The following is a 21397-nucleotide window of genomic DNA, read 5'->3' as shown; positions in this document are numbered from 1 at the left end:
CGTCGACGAGTGTAGCGCTCGGTCAGGCCGTTGCAACACGGTGAATGAAGAAGCGGCGTAGACGGTTGGCACAGGCAGGCGCCTAGTCGAACCGCAAAGCACAAGCCCATCGGCGAGTGAGCGAGCCAGGCTCGCCCACTCGCATGACGCCGGCAGCGTCAGCGATTGCCTGACGGCAGGCCGATGCGGCGGCCGGCGAGCTCCGGCCAGGTGTCGGCTTGCGGCAGGGTGTCGATGGCGGCATCCACCGCGCCGGGAAAGGGCGCGGGGCGACCATTGAGCGAGTCGATACCCATCAGCATCTGTTCACTCGAGGCGAGCAGGTGGCCTGCCGTGTCCTGCATGGTGAACAGGACATGCAGGCGTTTGGCATCACGTTCGAGCAGCGTCACGTCGATGCACAGCGCCTGGCCCTCGTGGGCGGCACGGCGATAGCAAAGGTGCGTCTCGAGGGTATAGATGGTGTAGCCATGCCGCTGGCGGCCTTCTGCATCCAGCTCGATGCGCTCCATCAGCGCTTCGACGCCCAGCGAGAAGGCGCGCGCGTATTCGGCGTCATTCATATGGCCGTTGTAGTCGACCCACTCGCGGGGAACCTTGAGCTCGAGCAGCGCCATCAGATGCGCCCCTCGAGGCCCTCGGCCTCCGGCCAGTACTTACGGGTCAGGGCCAGCAGCTCGACCAGGAAGTCGTCGCGACGACGGTCCAGCTCGGCGACCGGGCGGCCGGCGGCCTGGTACTCGCAGCCCTCGACGACCTTGTCGATCAGCTCATCGGTCAGTTCCGGGGCTTCGAGCTTGGTCCAGGGCAGCTTCAGTGCCGGGCCGAACTGCTCGAGCATATGGCGCATGCCCTGCTCGCCACCGGCCAGGTGGAAGGTCAGGAAGGTGCCCATCAGCGACCAGCGCAGGCCACAGCCGTAGACCACGGCGGCGTCGATCTCCTCGGTGGTGGCGACGCCATCGTTGACCAGGTGCAGGGCCTCGCGCCACAGCGCCTCCATCAGGCGGTCGGCGATATGGCCTTCGATCTCGCGCCGCACGATCAGCGGGCGCATGGCCAGACGCTGGTAGTCCTCGCGGGCGCCTTCCAGCAGCGCCTCGGTGGTGTGCTCGCCCCCCACCAGCTCGACCAGCGGCAACAGATAGACCGGGTTGAAGGGGTGGGCGACGATCACGCGGCCGGGCGCCTTCTGGCAGTCCTGCTGCAGGTCGGTCGGCTTGAAACCTGACGTCGAGGAACCGATCACGACGTGTTCGTCAGCGGCGGCGTCGATGGCGGCCAGGATCTCCTGCTTGAGCGCCAGGCGCTCCGGCACGTTTTCCTGGATCAGGTCGGCGCCGACAACGGCCTCCTCGAGGCTCGAAACGAAGCGCAAGCGCTCCTTGGCGGCGCCCTCGGCCAAGCCGTCTTTCTCAAGCGATGCCCAGGCATTGTCAATGAAGGCGCGGGTGCGTTCGGCGGCATCCGGCGCGGGGTCGAAGGCGACCACGTCCCAAGCGTTGGCCAGTGCCCGGGCGATCCAGCCGTTACCGATGACGCCGGTGCCAATGACGGCCAGTTTCTTCGTCGAGAGTTGCTGGCTCATGCCTCACCTCCTGTGACGGTCTGGCCGGTCTTGGGGTCGCGCAGCTTGAGGTGGGCGCGGGTCTCGGCCGGGGTCATGACGCGACCGCCGAGGTTATCGATGATGCCGCAGGCCTTCTCGACCAGGCCGGCGTTGGTAGCCGGCACGCCCTTGCTGAGATAGAGGTTGTCTTCCAGACCGACGCGGACGTGGCCGCCGAGCAGCATCGCCTGGGCGACCATCGGCATCTGGTGACGGCCGATGCCGAAGGCGGCCCAGTTGGCGTTTTCCGGCAGCTTGTTGCGCATGGCAAGCATGGTCTCGGTATCGGCCTCGGCGCCCCAGGGAATGCCCAGGCAGAGTTGGAACAGCGGGTCGCCGTCGAGCAGGCCTTCCTTCTGCAGCTGGCGGGCGAACCAGACGTGACCCAGGTCGAAGCACTCGAGCTCCGGCTTGACGCCGGCGGCCTGCACCAGGCGGGCGTGTTCACGCAGCCAGTCGGCGGTGTTGATGTAGACCATATCGCCGAAGTTGAGGCTGCCGCAGTCCAGGGTGCACAGCTCGGGCAGTAATTCGCCGACCGGTGCATGACGCTCGGCCGGGGTCTGCATGTCGGTGCCCGGACCGCCGCGGGTCGGATCTACGGCGTCGGGAATCCAGTCGCCGCCGCCGCCGGCGGTGATGTTCATGACGATGTCGGTGTCCGCCTCGCGGACCCGCTCCATCACCTCGCGGAAGTGCTCGGTGGAATGGCTGATACCGCCGGTCTCGGGATCGCGGACGTGGATGTGGGCGACGCTGGCGCCGGCCTTGGCGGCGGCGATGCAGTCGGCGGCGATCTGCTTGGGGGTGACCGGGACGTTAGGGTTCTTGTCGGCGGTGTCACCGGCGCCGGTGATGGCACAGGTCATGATGACATTAGGGTTCATGGTCATCGGCTCCATTGTGGAATATGCCTCAAGTCTCGACGATGCACGGCCTAGCCTGTGTGCGTGAAGCGCCATTAAATTGACCAAAGGCGTCAATTGTGGCGCCTGCATACGGCATCAGAGTGACTAAACTAGGCGTAGACAGCGAGAGAGGCGCGGCGCGTCATCAATCGTCGGCGGACGTTGAGAGGAGAGGGCGATTGAGAGGAGAGGGCGATTGAGAGGAAAGGGCGATGGGAATGCGGGGTGAGCGACGGCGAGGACGCGGCCTGGTGTCTCGGCGGTGGCCGGTGCCTGCGGGAAAGGCCGCGCTGGGGTGGGGGCTGATGGCGCTGGTTCTGCTTGGCATGATCGCAGGCTGCGCCACGCCCGCGACCCGTGAGGTGCAGGCCATCGAGCTGGTACCCGGTGAGCCGCGCGACGGCTGGCTGGGGCCGGGAGTGGATGTCTATGCCTTTACGCTCACGGCGCCGGCAAAGGTGAGGCTCGAAAGCGAGACGCCGGCCAGCGGCTGGACCCTGGATCCCGACGCCACCCTGTTCGATGCCAAGGGCCGAGTAGTGGCTCGGGACTGGCGCAGCGGCGAGGGCGAGAACTTTCGCCTGACGCGCTCGCTGCCGGCGGGGCGCTGGTACCTGGAGGTCAGCGACGGCGGCGGCTGCACGATCATGGCCGACGACTGCGAGGCCCACCGTCGCTATTCGGTGCGTCTGGACGTCGAGCCCGGAACGCCCTGAAGCCGAAACGCCCCGAGCCCGAAACGCCATCAGCACTCAACGTTAGGCGTCCTTTAGCCTTAGACGGGGCGTGGGCGGCAGGTTTGCTTCTCGCGCCGGCCGCCACCGTGTACCGTGAGGGCTGATCATCGGCCAACCAGACGGGGAAGCGAACCAACCATGCAAGCCACACTCGGGGTTACCCCCTACCGGATCGCCTGGCGTTCGGCCATCCTGCTGCTCGTCGCCATGCTGCTGACGGGCTGCGGAGTGAACAACCTGCCGACCTATGACGAGCAGGTGAAGTCAGCCTGGTCGCAGGTCGAGAACCAGTATCAGCGGCGAGCCGATCTGATCCCCAACCTGGTAGAGACCGTCAAGGGATACGCGCGCCAGGAGCAGGAGACGCTGACGGCGGTGATCGAAGCCCGCTCCAAGGCGACGTCAATCCAGGTCGACGAGAGTATCCTCAACAATCCCGAGAAGCTGCGTCAGTTCCAGCAGGCGCAGGGTGAGCTCTCCAGTGCCCTGAGCCGACTGATGGCGGTCTCGGAGCGCTATCCGGACCTCAAGTCCAACCAGAACTTCCTGGCGCTACAGTCCCAGCTCGAAGGCACCGAGAACCGCATCGCGGTCGCGCGCCGCGACTTCATCGCCGCGGTCGAGCGCTACAACACCGAGATTCGCACCTTCCCGGGGCGTCTCTGGCATAGCCTGCTGTACAGCGACATGGAGCTGCGCGAGAACTTCGAAGCCACAGCGACCGACGCCGACAAGGCGCCGGAGGTGTCCTTCTGATGCGGCTGTTTCGGCAACTCCCCGTCGTCCTGTTGCTGCTGGTGGCGCTTGGCGCTCAGGCACAGCAGCCTGAATTCCCGGCGCTCAGCGGTCGTGTCGTCGACCAGGCCGAGATGCTGGATGCCGCTGACGAAACGCGTCTGACCAAGATGCTGGCGGCGCATGAGCAGGCCACCACCGAGCAGGTGGTGGTGGTCACGCTGCCCAACCTTCAAGGGGAGACCATCGAGCAATACGGCTATCAGCTGGGGCGTCATTGGGGGATCGGCCAGAAGGGCGAGGACAACGGCGCGCTGCTGATCGTGGCCCGTGATGAGCGCAAAGTGCGCATCGAGGTGGGCTATGGCCTCGAAGGGCGCCTGACCGATGCGCAGTCCTCGGTGATCATCAACCAGGTGATCACCCCGGCCTTCCGCCAGGGGGAATTCGGCCGCGGCATCCTCGAAGGCACCCAGGCGATGATCCAGGTGCTGGGGGGCGACCCGCTCGCCACCACTAGCGCGCAGCCTGGATCTGAAAAGCAAGGGCCGGACGGCCCCAAGTCGATCCTGTTCTTCCTGCTGCTGCTCGCTGTCACCGGCTTCCTGGGTGGTGGTCGCGGTGGTCGTGGTCGTCGCGGCATTCTGGGCGGTCTGCTGCTGGGGGCCGCACTGGGAGGCCGAGGTGGCCACGGTGGTGGCGGCGGTCTCGGCGGAGGCGGAGGCTTCAGCGGCGGTGGTGGCGGTTTCGGGGGCGGTGGCGCCTCCGGTGGCTGGTAAACCCTTTCAAGCGAGTACAGATACCCCATGGCGTTATTGAGCGACAGCGAGCAGCAAAAGGTGGCTGAGACGATTCAGCGAATCGAGCAGGAGACCGATGCCGAAGTGGTCACCGTGCTGGCCGCCCAGGCCGATGATTACGCCTATATCCCCCTGCTATGGGCCGGCATTCTGGCGCTGGTGGTCCCCGGCGCGATCAATTATTTCCCCGGCTGGTGGGATGCCACCACGCTACTGCTGGTCCAGTGGGCCACCTTCGTGGTGGCGGCTCTGGTATGTCGGATACCCGCCGTCACCACACGGCTGATTCCCCGTGCGGTACGTCACTGGCGCGCGGCGAACCTGGCCCGCCGCCAGTTCCTCGAGCAGAACCTGCACCACACCGAGGCGGGCACCGGGATGCTGATTTTCGTCTCTGAAGCCGAGCGCTACGTGGAAATTCTGGTCGACCGCGGCATTGCCGAGCGCCTCGGCGACGACACTTGGCAAGATATCGTCGCCGACTTCACGTCCCACGTCCGCCAGGGGCAGACGGCACGGGGGTTCGTGGAATGCATCGAGGCATGCGGCAAGCACCTCAAGCGCGAGCTGCCCGCTACCCACACGCGCAACGAGCTACCCAACCGCCTGGTGATCCTTACCTAGCCGACGGCTCGTCGCTTATTCCCCCTCCATTCCCCATTCAAAAGTAGGCGCTGGGCGGTTGCTCGGCGTCGTCGTCTGGCGTAGCGGCCTCATGGCACTGCCGTGCCGCTCGGTCGAGGGCGATGGCCGCCCCGGGTAGCTGGAAGGCCAGGTACCAGGGTTCGCTGCCGTTCTCGATCTGAAGGCGCAGGGTGTCACCCACGTTCAGTTCGTGCAGTAACCGATAGGGGGCGGCATTGGTGAAGCTGACGTAGGCGCCATTATCGCCGCGCTCCTTGGCAAGCGTCGCCGGCCCGGCATGGGCGGTGAAGCGGTCGACGCGCAGGGCGGCATCGGCGTCGACGGTCTCGTCGCGGCTTGCCACTTCGCCCATGTCGACCCTCAGTTCCAGCCGCGGCCGACACTCGGGCGGCGCGAAATCGACGGAAAAGGCCGTGCCCGGCATGTCGTAGCTGTTGCTGGCCCGGTAGGTGCGCTCCTCGCCAAGCACCAGCGTCATCGACTCCCAGTGGCCTGCGGCCTCGATACCTTGCTGGTTGTACATCAGTGCTACGGCCGGTGTTGAAAGCCCAGCCGTAAGCGCCACCAGTGCCAGGGTTCGTGTCATCAGGGCCTGCGTGGCGCGCATCCTTTCGGTCATTCCCGTCTCCAGTCCGACTCATCTGCGGTTGATCGTGCGGCCAAGCATACGATATCGCCGTGCAGGGCGGCAGCCCACTAATGCTGAGAATGAGAAGCATGGCGCAGAAAGCCGCTAGCCCTTGGCAAAAAAAGCCCAGAGAAGGTTAAAGCCGGCGTCGCTTCAGCCGATGTCCTGCTTGTTGCCCGTTACTGCATCGTGCGCAAGGTAATCATCAGAAATTATTGTTGTACAAAAATTGTATATTAATTAGCATTTGTACAAATTGCCTTGCGACTGGGCGAAGGAAGTCCACGGTGCATGCGCTCTCTTCGATGTACCAGAATAGGAACAGCACTGTGAAAACCCTTTTTTCATGGCTCCGGGGAACGACGATTCGTTCCCGTATGACGGCCGGCTTTGCCAGCGTCCTCTTGTTGATCGTCATCCTGACTGCCGAAGGCATTCGTGAGGTCAACCTGATTGATCACAGCATGAAGATCATCAACGACGTCAACAGCGTCAAACAGCAGTACGCGGTTGACTACCGGGGCAGCGTCCACGACCGCTCCGTTGCCCTGCGCGACGTGGTACTGATCGGTGACGATGCCAAGCTTGAACCGGTGATCGCCGATATACGGCGCCTCGAGCAAGACTACAGCGAGGCCAGCGCCGGGATGCAGGAGATATTCGCCTCGCGGGATGACATCACCGCCGAGGAGCGCAGCGACCTGGCTGATATCGAGGCGATCGAAGCCAAGGCCATGCCGCTGATCGACAAGGTGATCGATCTTCGTGAGTCCGGCCAAACCGATGCCGCCGAACGCCTGCTGATGGACGAGGCGGCGCCGGCATTTACCACCTGGCTCAACACCATCAATTCGTTTATCACCCTTCAGGAGCAGCTCAACGAGGCAGAGACCGGCTTTGCTCGTAACATCGCCGAGAATTTTCAGATCACCATGCTGGTGCTGTGCTTAGGTGCCTTGCTGATCGGCGGCCTGGTGGCCACGCTACTGACCAGCCTGCTGCTGCGTGAGTTCGGCGCCGAGCCCTATGAGGTCAAGGCCTTTGCCGAAGCCGTGGGTAAAGGTGACCTGACGCGCAAGGTGAACCTCAAGCCTCAGTATCGCCACAGCATCATGGCGGCCCAGGCCAATATGGCGAAACAGCTGCAGAAGACCGTCATGGAGGTGCGACAGTCTGCCGAGTCGGTAGCCTCGAACAGCGAGCAGATCGCCGAAGGCAACAACGAACTGTCGGCCCGCACCGAGCAGCAGGCCAGCTCCCTGGCCGAGACCGCCTCGGCCATGGAAGAGCTTGGCAGCACGGTCAAGCAGAACGCCGATAACGCCGTGGAAGCGCGCAAGCAGGCGGCCAACGCCTCGAAGATTGCCGAGGACGGTGGTGACGTCGTCGCCAGGGTCGTCCAGACCATGCGCGATATCGACGGCAGCTCCAATGAAGTGGCCGACATCATTTCGATGATCGATGGCATCGCCTTCCAGACCAACATCCTGGCGCTCAACGCCTCCGTTGAGGCAGCACGTGCCGGCGAGCACGGCCGTGGTTTCGCCGTGGTGGCCCAGGAAGTGCGCGAATTGGCCAGCCGCTCAGCGGCGGCAGCCAAGGAGATCAATACGCTGATCACCGCCAACCGCGAGCGTGTCGTTGAGGGCACCGAGTTGGCCTCCAAGGCGGGCAAGACCACCGAGGAGATCGTGACTTCCGTCAAGCGGGTCACCGACCTGATGGAGGAAATCAGCAGTGCTACCGCCGAGCAGAGCGATGGGGTGCAGCAGGCGGGTGAAGCCGTGACCCAGATGGATCAGGTGACCCAGCAGAACGCCACGCTGGTCCAGGAGAGCGCCTCCTCGTCCAACAACCTCAGGCAGCGCGCGCAGCAACTGATGGAGCTGATGGCAACCTTCCAGCTTGGCGATGTAGCGCAGCAGACGGCTCGCCAAGCGTCGGATCGTGCCCTGCCGGCGGCCGCCAGCCCGTCAAGCCGGCCAAGCCCGCAACGGGAAGCCTCGCACCGCTTGCCGAGTGCCGATAATCGCGCGCAGCAGCGTGAGACCGAGTGGGAAGAGTTCTAATACGCTTGCCGCTTGGTGCATGACCCAACGACCGCCCTCGGGCGGTCGTTTTGGTTGTATAACGCCGTGCCTAAGCGGACTGGCCCGCGGCAAGGGCCTGCCGGCGTTTGACCCATTCCCAGGTCTTTTCATGAAAGAAATAGGCCACGGTGTTAACCGCAGGTTCGGTCAGGGCGATGACGCCACCCAGTACCCAGCTACCGGTCATCAGATAAGTCACCGTGAAGGCCACGGAAAAGTGGACGACAGCGAAGGTAGCGGTCTTGATCATGTCGGTGACTCCCTAGAGTGCTCTCGCAAGCGTTAGCAACAATATAGGAGAGTGATTCTCATTTATAAAAACAGTTGAGGTTATTCTTTTCATAGCTCATGGCTATCGATGCTTGCCATGAGCTGGCAAGAAGGGGCTCGCGACAGTGGACAGGCCGACCATGATCGGCATACTGAGACTAGTAGCGAGAACATGTTGGTAACTGCAGGGAACTCAGGGGAAAACGACAATGCGGGATATAACAACAAGGCTGCCCGCCACCCGGTTGCGGCCGGCGCGCGCAATGGCACCACTCATGGTGGCTGTCTGTATGGGGCTGTGGCTGATGCTGATCGGGGGCGCGGCCCAGGCCGATAACCCTCGCTATGCGGGGCTCGTTGCCGATGCGGCGAGCGGTGATGTGGTCTATGCCGAAAACGCCGAGGCGCGCCGCTACCCGGCCTCACTGACCAAAATGATGACGCTCTACCTGCTGTTCGAGGCCATCGAGCAAGGGCGGCTGGGGATGGATGACGCCCTGCCGGTCTCCACCCATGCGGCCTCGATGCCGGCCTCGAAGCTGTGGCTGCAGGCCGGTGACAGCATCCGGGTGGGCGATGCCATTCCTGCCCTGGTGGTGCGCTCGGCCAATGACGTGGCGGTGGTCGTGGCCGAGGCGCTGGGCGGCAGCGAAACGGCCTTCGCCCAGCTCATGACCGTTCGAGCGCGCAGGATGGGCATGGGCTCGACGCATTTTAGCAACGCCTCGGGGCTGCCTGATGATGCCCAGGTAACGACCGCGCGAGATATGGCCACCCTGGCCGTTGCCCTGATGCGGGACTTCCCCGAATACTACGGCGAATTCTCGCGCACCGAGTTCGTCTTCCGCGGCAAGCTTCAGCGCGGCCACAATCGGCTGCTGAGCAACTATCCTGGCGCCGACGGCCTCAAGACGGGCTTCATCCGCGCCTCCGGGTTCAATGTGGCGACCTCGGCCGTGCGTGACGATCGGCGCCTGATTGCCGTGGTGATGGGTGGCTTCACCTCACGCTCGCGGGATGAGCACATGGCAGACCTGCTCGATCGCGGCTTCGCGCGCATGGGCCTGCGCGAGCGTACCGACTGGCTGGCGGATACCGATATTTCCGGCCCCATCGCCTCGCTGCCGCCGCTTGCCGTCGACCCGAGCCGGGCCAACATGCCGGCGCTGCTGGCTTCGGTTGAGGCCAAGCCGGCCGTTCGTCTGGCGTCCAACTCAGCCGATCCGATCCGGGCGCTGCTGGAGCGTAACGCCCAGGGGGATGGCGGCAGTGCCTGGGGATTACGCAATACCGTCCAGAACGCGGCCCGCTAGCCCGGCCACCGAGCCGGCTCGCCTTTAAGGCGCTGCACGAAGCGATCATTCTCCGCGCAACGCAAAGCCCCCGTCGTGTTGAACACGGCGGGGGCTTTTGCGTTCTTCTTGGTCGGCCTCGCTCAGTGAGGCGGCCTGGGCTGAGTGGCCTCCTGGGGCAGCACGACCCTAACCCGAAGCCCACCCTGGGGAGCGCTCTCAAGCGACAGTTCACCGCCATGACGCTGTACCAGGCGGTCGACGATGGAGAGCCCCAGCCCCGCTCCCGCGCCCGGGCCGGCGCGATGGAAGCGTTCGATGACCTTGCGGCGCTCGGCGGCGGGGATGCCCGGGCCTTGGTCGTCGACGATCAGCGTGAAGTGCGGGTATGAATGGCGTCGGTTAATGCCTTTAGCCGTGCCGTTCTCCGCTTTTGGGGTAGTGCGATGGCTGGCGTCGGGGTCGGCAGGCGAGGCGGTGCTGGGCTCGACGCTCAGCGTGACGCGCACCGTCGAGCCCGCCGGGGAATGATGCAGGGCGTTGCCGACCAGGTTCTGCACCAGGGTGTCGATGCAGCCGGGCTCGGTGGTGAGTCGCCAGTCTTCGTTCTCGTCGGCGTCGAGCTGCAGTTCCAGCGACGCTTCGCCAGCCAGCGGCGATAGCTTGGCCAGGGCTTCGCGGGTCTCACTGAGCATATCGATCCGCTGGCGTGGATGATCGGCGTCCTGGTCGGGATCGAGCCTGGCCAGCGTCAACAGCTGTGAGACCAGCCGAGTCGCTCGCTCGACGCCGGCCTGCAGCTGGTCCAGCGACTCACGGCGGTCCTTGGGTTGAGTGCTGTCGCGAGCGTTCTGAGCATGCAGGCCAAGCACCGCAAGCGGCGTGCGCAGCTCATGGGCGGCATCGGCGATGAAGCGCTTCTCGCGGGTGCGCAGACCGCGAATCTGATCGAGCAGCCGGTTCAGTGCGCCGGTGATGGTGGCTAGCTCCTGGGGCAGGGGGGCCAGCATCAGCGGCTGCAGGTTGTGCGGGTCGCGCTCTCGAATCTGCTGCGCCATCCGCGATAGCGGTTTCAGCCCCCAGCCGATCGCCCACCATAGCAGCAGGGCGAGAATCGGCAGGCCAACCAGGTCGGGGATCAGGGTGCGCAGGGCGATCAGGGTCACCAGTTCGCCGCGCACGTCCTCACGTTCCGCCACCACGACGCGAAGCCCCGGTGAGGTGGAGTCGTCGGGCGCGGTGAGGGCGAAGATACGCCACTCGTAGTTGCCGATCCTGGCGCTCTCGTAGCCGTCGCGATCGATTTCCAGGGGCGACTGGGGGGCCCGCGCCGAGCGCAGCAGCAGCTGGTCCTGTTGCCACACCTGGAACACCAGCTTGCTCTCGTAGCGGTGTCCGGCCACGTTCATGTCGGCATTGTCGGCGCGCGCCAGGGCGCGGTCCAGGCTCTCGAGCAGGCCGGCGCGCTGTTCCTGGACCAGCGGTGCCTGCATCAATCCCTGGATCAGCCGGGCGTTCTGCGCCAGGCGGGCATCGAAGAGCTCCTCGACCTCGTGGGTAGCATCCCGGTAGCTGGTGATGCCGATGACCAGCATGCTGATCGCGAACATCAACAGCACCAGGCCGAGGGTGCGGCGTCGAATCGAGGTCATGAGGTGCTGCCACTGGCGCTGTCACTCGGTTTGTCGAGCACATAGCCGATGCCGCGCACGGTGCGAATCAGGCCCGGGAATAGCTTGCGGCGCAGGTGGTGCACGTGAACTTCGATGGCGTTGCTCTCCACGTCCTCGTCCCAGCCATAGATCACGCTGGCCAGGGTGTCGCGGGTAAAGACGCGGCCCGGATGGCTCAAGAATTCCTGCAGCAGGGTGAATTCACGCCGGGAAAGATTGACCGGCTCGCCTTGGTAGCTGACCTGGTGTTCGGCGGCATCGAGGCGGATGCCGTGCACCTCGATGGCGCTGTTCACCTGGCCGTGGCTGCGCCGCAGCAGGGCGCGCAGGCGGGCCTTGAGCTCAGCGACCTCGAAGGGCTTGATCAGATAGTCGTCGGCGCCGGCATCCAGGCCGTTGATACGATCCTCGATGCCGTCTCGCGCGGTCAGCACCAATACCGGCACCGGATTGTCGCGACCGCGCAGCTGCTTGAGCAGGCTCATGCCGTCGAGCTTGGGCAGACCCAGGTCGAGGATCACCACGTCGAAGGGTTCGCCGTCATTGAGGGTGGCCAGGGCCGAGCGGCCATCGCCCAGCACATCGACGGTGTAATGTTCGGACTTGAGCGCCAGGCGAATGCCCGATGCCAGGCTGGGGTCGTCCTCGACCAGCAATACTCGCATGCCTATTCCCTGTAGATCGTATGAATGGGGCGGCGGTCCACGCCGGCCGCCAACGACGGCGCGGCCCTCGTCGTTCGAGGGCCGCGCTCAATGCCCGCTCGCCTCTGCGTTCAGTCTACGGCAGCTGGTCGAGCAATGCCTGGATCTCCTCGCGGCGCCCGCGATCGGCGAGCTCGCGCCCGGGCCGTGGCGGTGCCTCGAGGGCCTGTTCCAGGGCCTGACGGGCCTCGGCATTACGGCCCTGCTGGTGCAGATAGTCGCCCCAGAAGTACAGGCTGTCGATCCCATCGGGGTTGAACTTCAGCGCCTGTTGCAGGTGCCACTCGGCTTTGTCCTCGTCACCGAAGGCCAGCGGCCAGCCCGGCACCTGATAATAGAGCGCGCCGAGGCTGGTATACGCCGAGCCGTCGAGGGCCGCCGGGTCCAGGTCGATGGCGGTTTCCAGGTCGTCTCGCGCGGCCTTGACCAGTGACAGGGCGCCTAGCCCGCCCTTGGCGCCGGCCTCGGTCGAGCGCACGATGCCGGCCCAGATGTACAGCTCGGCGGCCTCGGGGTAGCGGGACAGATAGCCATCGGCCTGATGCTCCAGGTCCTCGAGGGCCTTGGCCTGGGCGTCTTCCGGTATCTGATAGTGAATCTCGGCCCAGCGCTGCTGGAGGGTGTGCACGGCCTCTTCGACGTCGGGCGTCATGGCGAAGGCGGGCAGGCTGATGAGGGCCAGCAGACCGACGGCCAGGGCGCGGCAGGCGACGGTTGAGAGCGCGGCGGTGAAGCCAGTGGCTCGCCGGTCATGGCGCGCATGCGGTCGGGCTTGGTGGGAGTGAGTTTTCATGGCGTCTTCCTCAGGGCTTGCCGACGAAGCGGCGAATGATCGGCAGTTGGCGATGCAGGGCGCGATCGACCAGCCGCGGCACGATGGCGTTGAGCCTCACGAAGAGGCCTTCCGGCCAACCCACCTGGGTCTCCTCGCGTTGCCCTTCGATGGCGCGACGCACGGCTCTCGCCACCCGTTCGGGGGTGTCCATGGTGGTGCCCAGCGCCTCGTTCATGGCGTCCACCTCGGGGCTGTTCATGGCGGTGCGGGTCGCGCGCGGGGCGACATACAGCACCCGCACCCGGGTATCGGCCAGCTCACGGCGCAGCGCCTGGGAAAAGCCGCGCAGCGCGAACTTGGTGGCGCAGTAGGTGGCCTGGGACGGATAGCCGATGGCGCCGAAGGTCGAGCCGACATTGACCAGCTGGCCCTGGCGGGCCGCCATCAGCTGTGGCAACAGCTGATGAGTCAGCTGCAGGGTGGCGGTCAGGTTGACGTTGATCAGCTCGGCGATGCTGTCGTCGGCCTCGTTCTCGAACAGGCCGACATGATTGATGCCGGCCGCGTTGATCAGCACATTGCAGTCGGCACGCCGCGCTGCCTCGACCAGACGCGCGCGGTCGTCGGCGTCGGTCAGGTCGGCGGCTTCCACGTTGATGTGCTCGGGGTTCTCGGCTGCTAGTGCGACCAGGGCCTGATGGTTGCGGCCGCTGGCCAGCACATGGGCGCCGGTGGCGGCCAGCTCCTTGACCAGGGCGCGGCCGATGCCGCCGCTGGCGCCGGTGACCAGGATACGCTGAGCCGGCCAGCCGCCCTCAAGGGTGGGCTTGCGAGACCAGGGAAACTTAGCAGAGAGCATCGGCGAGCTCCCGGTTGACATCGCCGCCGCCACAGGCGGCTTCGACGCCGCGGAACATGGCGCCATACAGGCGATAGACCATGGCGGCGGTGTCGATCACCGCGGCCAGGTCATCCTCGTCGAGACTGTCGATGAGCTTCTCAAAGAAGGCCATGTGGCCGATATCCAGGCTGCCGTGGGAGAGCAGGTAGCGAAAGGCCTCCTTGGGCAGCCCGAGATGCTGCTGCAGGGCCTCGGCGGCCTGGGTGGCCAGCGCCGTACTGGTGCCTTCCAATACCAGCACCATGCCGAAGAAGCCGACCGGGTTGTCGTGGGTGATCACGTCGCGCACATGGCCGACCATTAGTCGGGTCGCCGGCGCCGGCATGGCCGCTACCACGGCATCGGGGTCGCCGCCCGCGACGCGAATGTCATCGAGAATCCACTTCTCGTGGCCATGCTCCTCGTCGATGTATTCCACCAGGGCATCGCGTAGCCACCCCTTGTGGGCGGGCAGCCTGGCGCCGCAAGCCATCATCAGGGGCACGGTGAAGCGCACGTGGTGATAGGCCTGTCCGAGGAAGGCTAGGTATTCGGCGTGGCTGACCTCGCCACGCTGAGCCCGCTGCAGTAGCGGGATGGAAAGCATGGCCTCGCGTTCGGTCTGGGTCGCGGCGAGCAGGCGTTGGTAGGCGCTCATGAGGCGGCTCCTGTGGTATCGAAAGAAGGGGTGGCGGCCGATTCGGCCTCGGCGGTCAGCCAGTCGCGGTAGGCCTCGAATACGCTCGTGCGCCGCAGGCGTCCATTGGCCGTGAGTTGATCATTGGCGGGCGTAAAGGGCGCCGCGCGCCGCCAGGCGTGCACCCGGGCATAGTCGGGCAGCCGGGCATTGGCGGCGCTGATGGCCGCGGCCAGGCTGGCATCGTCGCTGCTGGGATCACGCGGCACGATCAGCGCCCGGTTGTGGTCCAGCGCTTCGCCATGCACCAGGGCCTGGGCGATCATCGGCTGCAGCGTGAGTTCGGATTCGACCCACTGCGGGTCGACGTTGCGACCGTAGGCGGTAATGAAGACCTCGCGGCGGCGGCCGTCGAGGTGCAAGCGCTCGCCGTCTGGGTAAGACACCAGACGACCCAGGTCACCGCTTGAATACCAGCCGCCGATGGGGGCTTCGCCAAGATAACCGAGCATGGTAGCGCCGCTGATTTCGACGTCACCGTCGGCGGAGAGGCGCACCTTGGCATGGGGCAGCGGGCGGCCGGCGCCATGAGCCGGCTCGCCGGGGCGGTTCAGGCACACCACAGAAGCGCACTCCGACAGCCCATAGCCCTCGAAGACCGGCCAGCCGCGCTCTTCCGCCTGGGCAAGCAGCGCCGGGGCCAGGCGGGCACCGCCGGCCGCGACGAAGGACAGGCTCTCCGGCGCCTCCGGGGCTGCGGCCAGCAGGGCCTGGAGCAGCTGCGGCACCAGGATCAGGCTCTGGGGCTTCACGGATTCGATGACCGACATCGCGGTGCGCGGGCAGAAGCCGCTGGCGCCCTGCCAGCCGAGCGTCGCCGTCCCCGGAAGATGGCAGCTAGCGCCGAGCCACAGCGGCACATAGAGCCCGCCGATATTCTCGAGCAGGGTGGCCAGCGGAAGCATGGCCAGATGGCGCCGGATGTCGAGGGGCGCGACGAGACTGGCAATGCTCTCGGCGACCCGCAGCATGGCCGCGTTATCGAGGCACACGCCCTTGGGCGCGCCGCTGGTGCCGGAGGTGAAGGTGATCTTGGCGGTGCCCGCATGCAGCTCGGGAGGTTGGCTGACCGTTCGGAAGGCGATGGCGCTATCGTCGCTCGGGGCGAAGCCGAGGGCGGCCGCCTCCTCAAGAGTGCCGATCCAGCTATCCAGCCCCGCGCTTGCGACCAGGTGCTTGCGCTGTGACGGCGAGAAGAAGCCCGGCACCGGGACGGCCACCCGCTCATCGCAGAGCAGGGCGAGATCCCATAGCGCCCAGTCGAGTCCGTTATCCAGCGCCAGGCCAACGCGCCGGGCATCCAGCGCCGCCAAGCGTTCACGACGCCTGTCGACCTCGGCGAGCAGCTCGGCGTAGCTCAACCGTGCCTTCCCGTCGTTCAGGGCGATGCGGTCGGGCCAGGTCCGGGCATGGTTCGCGACGGCCGCCAGGAAGCGCTTGCGTTCAGCGGACATGGCGATCCTCCCGCTGGCGGCTGGGCAACATCCCCTGGGCCTCGAGGTTGGCATAAGCAAGCGTCAGCGAGCCGCCCATCACCCAGGGCACCAGGTCGTAGTAACTGCCCCAGGCCTCGCGGCTTTGGGCAGAGAGGCGCGCCGGGTCGGCCAGCGCCAAGGGGCTAGCGGAAAGCCCCAGTCGGCGAAAGCCATTGCGCACCGCAGGAGTCGCGGTGAAGACCAGCCAGGCATAGCCCTCGTCGTGCAACTGCTCGACCAGGTTCAGAATCAGCGCGCGCTGCAGCCCGGGCCGATTGCAGGCCAGGTTGCCGATTTCGACGATGCTTGCGCGCTCCACCGGCTGGCCGAAGGACTCACCCAGGGCCCGTTCGATGGAGGTGCCGAGATAGGTCTCGAGAAACAGGGGCGCATCGTCAGCGCACTGGGCGCCGACGGCCGCCTGGGGAAGCTCGCCCTGCCAGAGGCCCAGCAGGCGAGGCAGGAAGTGGCTGACGTGGGCGCCGTGGTCGCAAGCGAAGCGTTCCCGGATCAGCGTCTCGAGGGCGGACTGCTGTTGGCGGTTTTCGGCGATATGCCAGGAGAGCGGCGCCCCAGCCTGCGACCCTGAACGGCCAGAAGAACGTTCGGCCGAGCTCACACCGGGCAGGCTGCCGGAAAGCGCGCCGGGTAGGTCGCCGGAGGGAGGGGCGGAGAGGGTGCCTGGTAAGGTGGCGCCGGTTCGGCCTTCTAGCGGTGCATCGAACAGGGATCTGGCTGGGGGATAGGACATCAGGGTCGCCTCCATGAGCTTCCCTGACAGTGTGGTCGGCGAGTATTAACGCCGGCTTAAGATAGCCACCTTCATGCGAATATGGGTGGGGATATTTTCAACAGCGGATATAGCCCCATCCTGCGGCCTGATGCTCGGCCAGGGTGACCACTGCCGCATCCACTTCCGCGATGCCTGCCGGGTTCTCGAGCCCCTGGCCCTTCAGCGAGTTGCGACACAGCCGCAGCAGCGGGTCGGTGGCGGCATTGGGCGTTTCCAGCGCCGCCGCGACACCGCCGCCGTTGGCGACGATCAGCACCTCGGCGTCCGGGCGCGCGGCCAGCAGGTTGACGGCATTGCGCCGGGCCCTGGCAAGCGAACCGGGCGTGGGGGCATGCAGCAATACGTTAAGGGTCGACATGGTGAGGCTCCAGACGTGATATAGGGCGTAACGTTAGGGCGTAACGTTAGGGCGTGAGCTAAGGGTGTGACGAAGGGGCGGGCCGTTCGCTCCCGCCCATGCTCAGAGGGCGAATATCAGGGCGCGTCGTCGGCCGCCGAGGTGCCGATCAAGCCTTCGATGCGCTGCACGCACTCGGTGAAGCCGGCCTGCTCGCGGCGCTCCTCCTGGGGAAGGGCCACCTCGATCACATCGCGCATGCCGGCGGGGGCGTCGTCCGTGCCACCGCCTAGCACCAGCACCCGGTCGGCCAGCAGCACGGCTTCCTCGATATCGTGGGTGACGAAGACGATGGCGGCGTCACTGCGCCGCCGCAGGTCGACGAGCTCGTTTTGCAGGCGGCGCCGGGTGATGGCATCCAGCGCCGAGAAGGGCTCGTCCATGAACAGCACCCGCGGCCGCACGGCCAATGCCCGGGCGATGCCGACCCGCTGCTGCTGGCCGCCGGACAGGGTGTGCGGCCAGCGCTCGGCGTATTCATCGAGGCCGACCAGCGCCAGCGGCTCCAGGGCGCGCTCGCGCCGCTGGGCTTTGGATAGCGACAGGCCCTCGAGGCCCAGTTCGACGTTGGCCCGCACCCGGCGCCAGGGAAACAGCCGCGGGGCCTGGAAGACCATCGACCAGGCGCGGGTGTCGGGGCTGTTGCCGGCGGGGATCTCGACCTTTCCTTTGCGGGGACTGATCAGCCCGGCCAGCGCGCGCAGGAGGGTCGATTTGCCGACCCCGGAGGCGCCGACCACGGCGACGAACTCACGGGGCTGCACGTCGAGATCGACGCCTTGCAGGATGGTGGTGCCGCTAAAGCCAAGGCTGACGCCCTTGGCGCGCAGCACCGCCGTGGGCGCATCATCTTGAGGGGGAGTATCGCTCAGGGTTGCCACCGCAGCATCCTCCGTTGCACGACCATGAACAGCGCATCGAACAGCGCATAGAGTCCGGCGATGGTCAGCATGTAGACCACCACGATATCGGTAGCCAGCAGGCCCGAGGCCTCCATCATGCGCTGACCGATCCCGGGAATGCCGAACAGCTCGGCGGCGACCACGGTCATCCAGCCCTGGCCGAGGCCGGCGCGCAGGCCGCCGAGGATGCCCGGCGCCGCCGCCGGCAGGCTGACCTTGGCCAGGCGATCGACGAAGCGCTGCTGGCCGAAGGCGATGGCGACCTCGTCATAGCCCGGGTCCACGGCGCGCACCGCGCTGTAGCTGGTGAAGTAATTGATCCAGAACACGCCGATGCTGATGATGAAGGCCGCCGCGGTGGGATTGACGCCGAACCAGATGATGGCGAACGGAATCCATGCCAGCGGCGGAATCGGCCGCAGCAGCCGGGCGAGCCAGGCGTGCAGGGCGTTGAAGGTCGGCACCAGGGCGGCGCCGACGCCGACCGTGATGCCGAGCAGCGAGCCGATCGCCACGCCCACGGCGTAGTGCGACAGGCTGGAGCGCACCACCTCGAACCAGATGCCGTCGGCGATCTCGGCCCAGAAGACGCCGGGGATGGTCGACGGCAGCGGCACCAGGTTGCCTGGTAGCAAGCCGGCACGCAGGCTCGCCTCCCACAGGGCGATGAAGCCGGCAAGCCCCAGGGCGCTGATCGATAGGCGGCGGGGGCGAGACAGGCGACTCACGGCGCGCTGGCCTCGCCGTCGTTGCCTTCATCCAGCTCGGCCTTGGCGGCGTCATAGAGGCCGGTATCGAACAGCGCCTCGATATCCACCGACTGGCGCAGGGTGCCGTTGTCGAGCTGGAAGTCACGCATCACGCGGGTGGCGTCGATGATCGCGTGGGGATCGCTCAGGTAGTTGGACGACGGCGAACGCAGGGCGGCCTCGACGGTGGACAGCGGCACCAGGCGCTTGCCGACGAACTCGCGCACATGGGGTGCGGCGCGCTCGGGGTCGTTGACCAGCATGTCAGTGGCGCGGATATGCAGCGCCATCAGCCGCTGCATGGCCTCGGGCTGATCGGCGAGCACGCTTTCGCGGGCGGCCAGTACGGCGCCCGGCTGGTTGGGCAGCATGTCGCCGCCACGGGCGACCACGCGCGCGCTGTCATCGCGCTCCTGGACGGTGGTCAGGATCGGCTCGAGGATCGAGGCGGCATCCACGGCGCCGGCGAGCAGTGCCTGCTGCACCCGGTCGGCGCCCATGGCGACAATGTCCACGCTATCCAGCGACAGGCCCAACTGCTGGGTCAGGTAGTAGCGCAGCACGGTGTCGGGCACCGAGCCCTTGGGGAAGGTGGCGATCTTGGGCTTGCGGCCCTGAGTCTCGGTGAAGTGGGCGATGGCTTCCTGGGCGGTGGCGTTGTCGAACTCACCGGCGAAGTCGCCGCGGGCCACCAGGCCGATCTGTTCCTTGATGCTGGCGGCGAGCACCTTGAGGGGCACGCCGTTGGCGCGGGCCACCATGGCGGGGCCGATACCGAAGTACATGACATCCAGCTCGCCGGACGCCAGCGCCTGAACCATGGCCGGGCCGCTGGAGAAACGGGTCAGCTCGAGATCGAGGCCCGCCTCCTCGGTCCAGCCTTCGCCTTCCATAACGAACAGCTGCGCGACGGGCAGGATCGGCATATAGCCGACCTGAAGGGTGGTGACGTCATCGGCGGTGTCTGCTTGGGCCAGGCCGGGCAGGGCGAACAACAACAGGGCCATGGCTCCCAGGCGGCGGGTGAAGCGCAACATGAGCAATCTCCGGAAGGCGTAAGGGGCCGCCGATCATATCGGTTGGATCAGTGGCTCGGAAAGTTCTACTAGGACGATTTGCTTATAACCATATCAATAAAAAAAGACCGCCGCCCCGAAGGGCGACGGTCGGCTGCCGGTGCTCAGCGCTCAAGCCGAGCTGGCGGCACTGGATGCTTGCCTCAGCCCTTGTTGGGCTGCTTGGTCACGCGCAGGTACGGCTTCTTCTCGTCCCAGCCTTGCGGGAACAAGGTCTTGGCTTCTTCATTGCTGATGGCGGGCACGATGATGCAGTCATCGCCATCGCGCCAGTTGACCGGCGTGGCCACCTTGTAGCCGTCGGTGAGCTGCAGGCTGTCGAGGACCCGGAGGATCTCGTCGAAGTTGCGCCCGGTGCTGGCCGGGTAGGTGAGGGTCAGGCGCAGCTTCTTGTTGGGGTCGATGATGAAGACGCTACGCACCGTCAGGGTGTCGTTGGCGTTGGGGTGAATCATGCCGTACAGGTCGCTGACCTTGCGGTCGGCATCGGCCAGCAGCGGGAAGTTCAGCGCCTGGCCCTGAGTCTCCTGGATGTCACCGACCCAGGCCTTGTGATCAGCAAGCGGGTCGACCGACAGGCCAATCGCCTTGGTGTTGCGCTTGTCGAACTCTGGCTTGAGGCGCGAGACCTCGCCTAGCTCGGTGGTGCAGACCGGGGTGAAATCTTTGGGGTGCGAGAACAGAATCACCCAGCTATCGCCGGCCCACTCGTGAAAGTTGATCGGGCCGTCGGTGCTGTCTTGGGTGAAGTCCGGAGCGATATCGCCAAGTTGCAGAGCCATGCTGTCCTCCTTGGAAGTCTGTGATCATCACATCTTGCCTCCCCTCCTATATCAGGACGAGGCGGCCGGGAAACAAGGGCTACGATAAGCCGATTTCTCATAAGGATAGGGTGAAAAATAATCCTCTCGTCTTCAGGGCGCCGGCGCGGCGGCTCCCAGGAAACGTTTCTGCCAGTAATCCAGGTCCAGCGAAGTAGTGGTGACGCGTCGCCCGCGTCCCGGGGCGTGAATCATCTGACCATTCCCCGCATAGATACCCACGTGGCTGGCGCGGCTCCCGCGGCCGAAAAACAGGAGATCTCCCGGGCGTGCCGCTTCGATAGGCGGTAGAGACTGGTACTGAGCATTGGCGGTGCGCGGTACCTGCAGCCCTGCCGCCTGGTAGCTGACCAGCACCAGCCCCGAGCAGTCGAGCCCGTTGGTCGAGGCGCCGCCCCAGCGATAGGGCGTGCCGAGGGCGTCTTGAGCCTGGTCGAGCACCAGCAGCCGCTCGATGGAGAGGCCGGCAGAGCGATCATCGGTGGCGAGCTGCGGGCTGGCGCAGCCGCCAAGCAGGGTCAGTAGCAACAGCATCGTCAGCCACGGTATAGGCAGGCCCATCGGCCATGGCCGTCGAGAGATCGCCAGAAGACTCTGCATATCGTTGCGCCTTTGCCTCTCGTTGTGTCGGTGTATCACGTCCTGCCTAGGCAATGTCTGAAAAGTACTGCGCTCGCCCATACGGCGTTAAAAATCGGCTCAAGATGCTCATTTACACCCCGTAAACTCCGCTCTTTCGCC

At 65.8% G+C, this 21397-nt stretch carries 24 protein-coding genes; 6 read left to right on the top strand and 18 right to left on the bottom strand.

From position 1 onward, the window contains the following. Positions 1-158 precede the first annotated feature (158 nt). The 3 genes from BLR71_RS15885 to BLR71_RS15875 are packed head-to-tail and all read right to left on the bottom strand — an operon-like array spanning position 159 to position 2496. Complete coding sequence (locus BLR71_RS15885; protein WP_092528575.1) at positions 159-617, bottom strand: thioesterase family protein; 459 nt, start codon at positions 615-617, stop codon at positions 159-161. Beyond that, positions 617-1588 carry an L-carnitine dehydrogenase gene (locus BLR71_RS15880; protein ID WP_092528574.1) on the bottom strand — a complete coding sequence of 324 codons (972 nt, stop codon included), beginning with the start codon at positions 1586-1588 and terminating at the stop codon, positions 617-619. The genes BLR71_RS15885 and BLR71_RS15880 overlap by 1 nt, the downstream gene beginning before the upstream one ends. Continuing rightward, positions 1585-2496, bottom strand: coding sequence for a beta-keto acid cleavage family enzyme (locus BLR71_RS15875; RefSeq protein WP_092528662.1), 912 nt, complete (start codon positions 2494-2496; stop codon positions 1585-1587). Before BLR71_RS15875 ends, BLR71_RS15880 begins: the two co-directional genes overlap by 4 nt. 272 nt (positions 2497-2768) lie before the next feature. On the opposite strand from BLR71_RS15875, the gene BLR71_RS15870 reads away from it, so the two are divergent. From BLR71_RS15870 to BLR71_RS15855, 4 genes are all read left to right on the top strand, one after another. Continuing rightward, positions 2769-3233 (top strand): PPC domain-containing protein, encoded by a 465-nt coding sequence (locus tag BLR71_RS15870; RefSeq protein ID WP_175491708.1) that lies wholly within the window; start codon positions 2769-2771, stop codon positions 3231-3233. 159 nt (positions 3234-3392) lie between these two features. Next, entirely contained in the window at positions 3393-4010 is a 618-nt protein-coding gene (locus BLR71_RS15865) for a LemA family protein (protein WP_092528572.1), read from the top strand. Beyond that, complete coding sequence (locus BLR71_RS15860) at positions 4010-4768, top strand: TPM domain-containing protein (RefSeq protein WP_092528571.1); 759 nt, start codon at positions 4010-4012, stop codon at positions 4766-4768. Before BLR71_RS15865 ends, BLR71_RS15860 begins: the two co-directional genes overlap by 1 nt. A gap of 27 nt (positions 4769-4795) precedes the next feature. Beyond that, positions 4796-5413, top strand: coding sequence for a TPM domain-containing protein (locus tag BLR71_RS15855; RefSeq protein ID WP_092528570.1), 618 nt, complete (start codon positions 4796-4798; stop codon positions 5411-5413). 37 nt (positions 5414-5450) lie between these two features. On the opposite strand, the gene BLR71_RS17695 is transcribed toward BLR71_RS15855, so the two are convergent. Continuing rightward, positions 5451-6053: a hypothetical protein gene (locus BLR71_RS17695; protein ID WP_092528569.1), complete on the bottom strand. Its 603-nt coding sequence runs from the start codon at positions 6051-6053 to the stop codon at positions 5451-5453. A 386-nt stretch (positions 6054-6439) separates the two neighbouring features. Between BLR71_RS17695 and BLR71_RS15845 the strand changes: the two genes are divergently transcribed. Beyond that, on the top strand, positions 6440-8131 hold the full coding sequence (locus BLR71_RS15845; protein ID WP_245696548.1) for a methyl-accepting chemotaxis protein: 1692 nt from the start codon (positions 6440-6442) through the stop codon (positions 8129-8131). Between the two features lie 70 nt (positions 8132-8201). Here the strand turns inward: BLR71_RS15845 and BLR71_RS15840 are convergent, their stop codons facing one another. Further along, complete coding sequence (locus BLR71_RS15840) at positions 8202-8402, bottom strand: DUF2061 domain-containing protein (RefSeq protein ID WP_092528565.1); 201 nt, start codon at positions 8400-8402, stop codon at positions 8202-8204. A gap of 283 nt (positions 8403-8685) precedes the next feature. Here BLR71_RS15840 and BLR71_RS15835 point away from each other — a divergent pair, with 283 nt between their 5' ends. After that, positions 8686-9735, top strand: coding sequence for a serine hydrolase (locus BLR71_RS15835; protein WP_092528563.1), 1050 nt, complete (start codon positions 8686-8688; stop codon positions 9733-9735). A 122-nt stretch (positions 9736-9857) separates the two neighbouring features. On the opposite strand, the gene BLR71_RS15830 is transcribed toward BLR71_RS15835, so the two are convergent. The 13 genes from BLR71_RS15830 to BLR71_RS15770 all read right to left on the bottom strand — a co-directional run bounded on the left by BLR71_RS15830 (position 9858) and on the right by BLR71_RS15770 (position 21190). Beyond that, entirely contained in the window at positions 9858-11366 is a 1509-nt protein-coding gene (locus BLR71_RS15830; RefSeq protein WP_092528561.1) for an ATP-binding protein, read from the bottom strand. After that, positions 11363-12052, bottom strand: coding sequence for a response regulator (locus tag BLR71_RS15825; RefSeq protein WP_092528559.1), 690 nt, complete (start codon positions 12050-12052; stop codon positions 11363-11365). Before BLR71_RS15825 ends, BLR71_RS15830 begins: the two co-directional genes overlap by 4 nt. A 115-nt stretch (positions 12053-12167) precedes the next feature. Further along, positions 12168-12884: a tetratricopeptide repeat protein gene (locus tag BLR71_RS15820; RefSeq protein WP_245696547.1), complete on the bottom strand. Its 717-nt coding sequence runs from the start codon at positions 12882-12884 to the stop codon at positions 12168-12170. A gap of 10 nt (positions 12885-12894) precedes the next feature. Then, a complete protein-coding gene (locus tag BLR71_RS15815) occupies positions 12895-13725 on the bottom strand; it encodes an SDR family oxidoreductase (protein ID WP_092528557.1) in 831 nt (276 codons plus the stop codon). Continuing rightward, complete coding sequence (locus tag BLR71_RS15810) at positions 13712-14404, bottom strand: iron-containing redox enzyme family protein (RefSeq protein ID WP_092528555.1); 693 nt, start codon at positions 14402-14404, stop codon at positions 13712-13714. The genes BLR71_RS15815 and BLR71_RS15810 overlap by 14 nt, the downstream gene beginning before the upstream one ends. Continuing rightward, positions 14401-15897 (bottom strand): AMP-binding protein, encoded by a 1497-nt coding sequence (locus tag BLR71_RS15805; RefSeq protein WP_092528553.1) that lies wholly within the window; start codon positions 15895-15897, stop codon positions 14401-14403. The genes BLR71_RS15810 and BLR71_RS15805 overlap by 4 nt, the downstream gene beginning before the upstream one ends. Then, the gene (locus BLR71_RS15800; RefSeq protein WP_092528658.1) at positions 15887-16669 is read right to left on the bottom strand and encodes a thermostable hemolysin; all 783 of its coding nucleotides are present in this window, start codon (positions 16667-16669) and stop codon (positions 15887-15889) included. Before BLR71_RS15800 ends, BLR71_RS15805 begins: the two co-directional genes overlap by 11 nt. Before the next feature lie 97 nt (positions 16670-16766). After that, complete coding sequence (locus BLR71_RS15795) at positions 16767-17069, bottom strand: DsrE family protein (protein WP_092528551.1); 303 nt, start codon at positions 17067-17069, stop codon at positions 16767-16769. Positions 17070-17185: 116 nt separating this feature from the next. After that, positions 17186-17989 carry an ABC transporter ATP-binding protein gene (locus BLR71_RS15790; RefSeq protein WP_245696544.1) on the bottom strand — a complete coding sequence of 268 codons (804 nt, stop codon included), beginning with the start codon at positions 17987-17989 and terminating at the stop codon, positions 17186-17188. After that, entirely contained in the window at positions 17977-18738 is a 762-nt protein-coding gene (locus BLR71_RS15785; RefSeq protein WP_245696535.1) for an ABC transporter permease, read from the bottom strand. The genes BLR71_RS15790 and BLR71_RS15785 overlap by 13 nt, the downstream gene beginning before the upstream one ends. Beyond that, entirely contained in the window at positions 18735-19796 is a 1062-nt protein-coding gene (locus BLR71_RS15780; RefSeq protein ID WP_092528549.1) for an ABC transporter substrate-binding protein, read from the bottom strand. The genes BLR71_RS15785 and BLR71_RS15780 overlap by 4 nt, the downstream gene beginning before the upstream one ends. A 182-nt stretch (positions 19797-19978) precedes the next feature. After that, positions 19979-20617, bottom strand: a complete 639-nt coding sequence (locus tag BLR71_RS15775; RefSeq protein WP_092528547.1) for a peroxiredoxin — start codon at positions 20615-20617, stop codon at positions 19979-19981. Positions 20618-20749: 132 nt separating this feature from the next. Then, on the bottom strand, positions 20750-21190 hold the full coding sequence (locus tag BLR71_RS15770) for a C40 family peptidase (protein ID WP_340147980.1): 441 nt from the start codon (positions 21188-21190) through the stop codon (positions 20750-20752). Positions 21191-21397 lie beyond the last annotated feature (207 nt).

This window comes from Onishia taeanensis, assembly GCF_900100755.1.
In the GTDB taxonomy this organism is placed as follows: Bacteria; Pseudomonadota; Gammaproteobacteria; order Pseudomonadales; family Halomonadaceae; genus Onishia; species Onishia taeanensis.
This window is presented reverse-complemented; position numbering and strand designations above follow the sequence as displayed.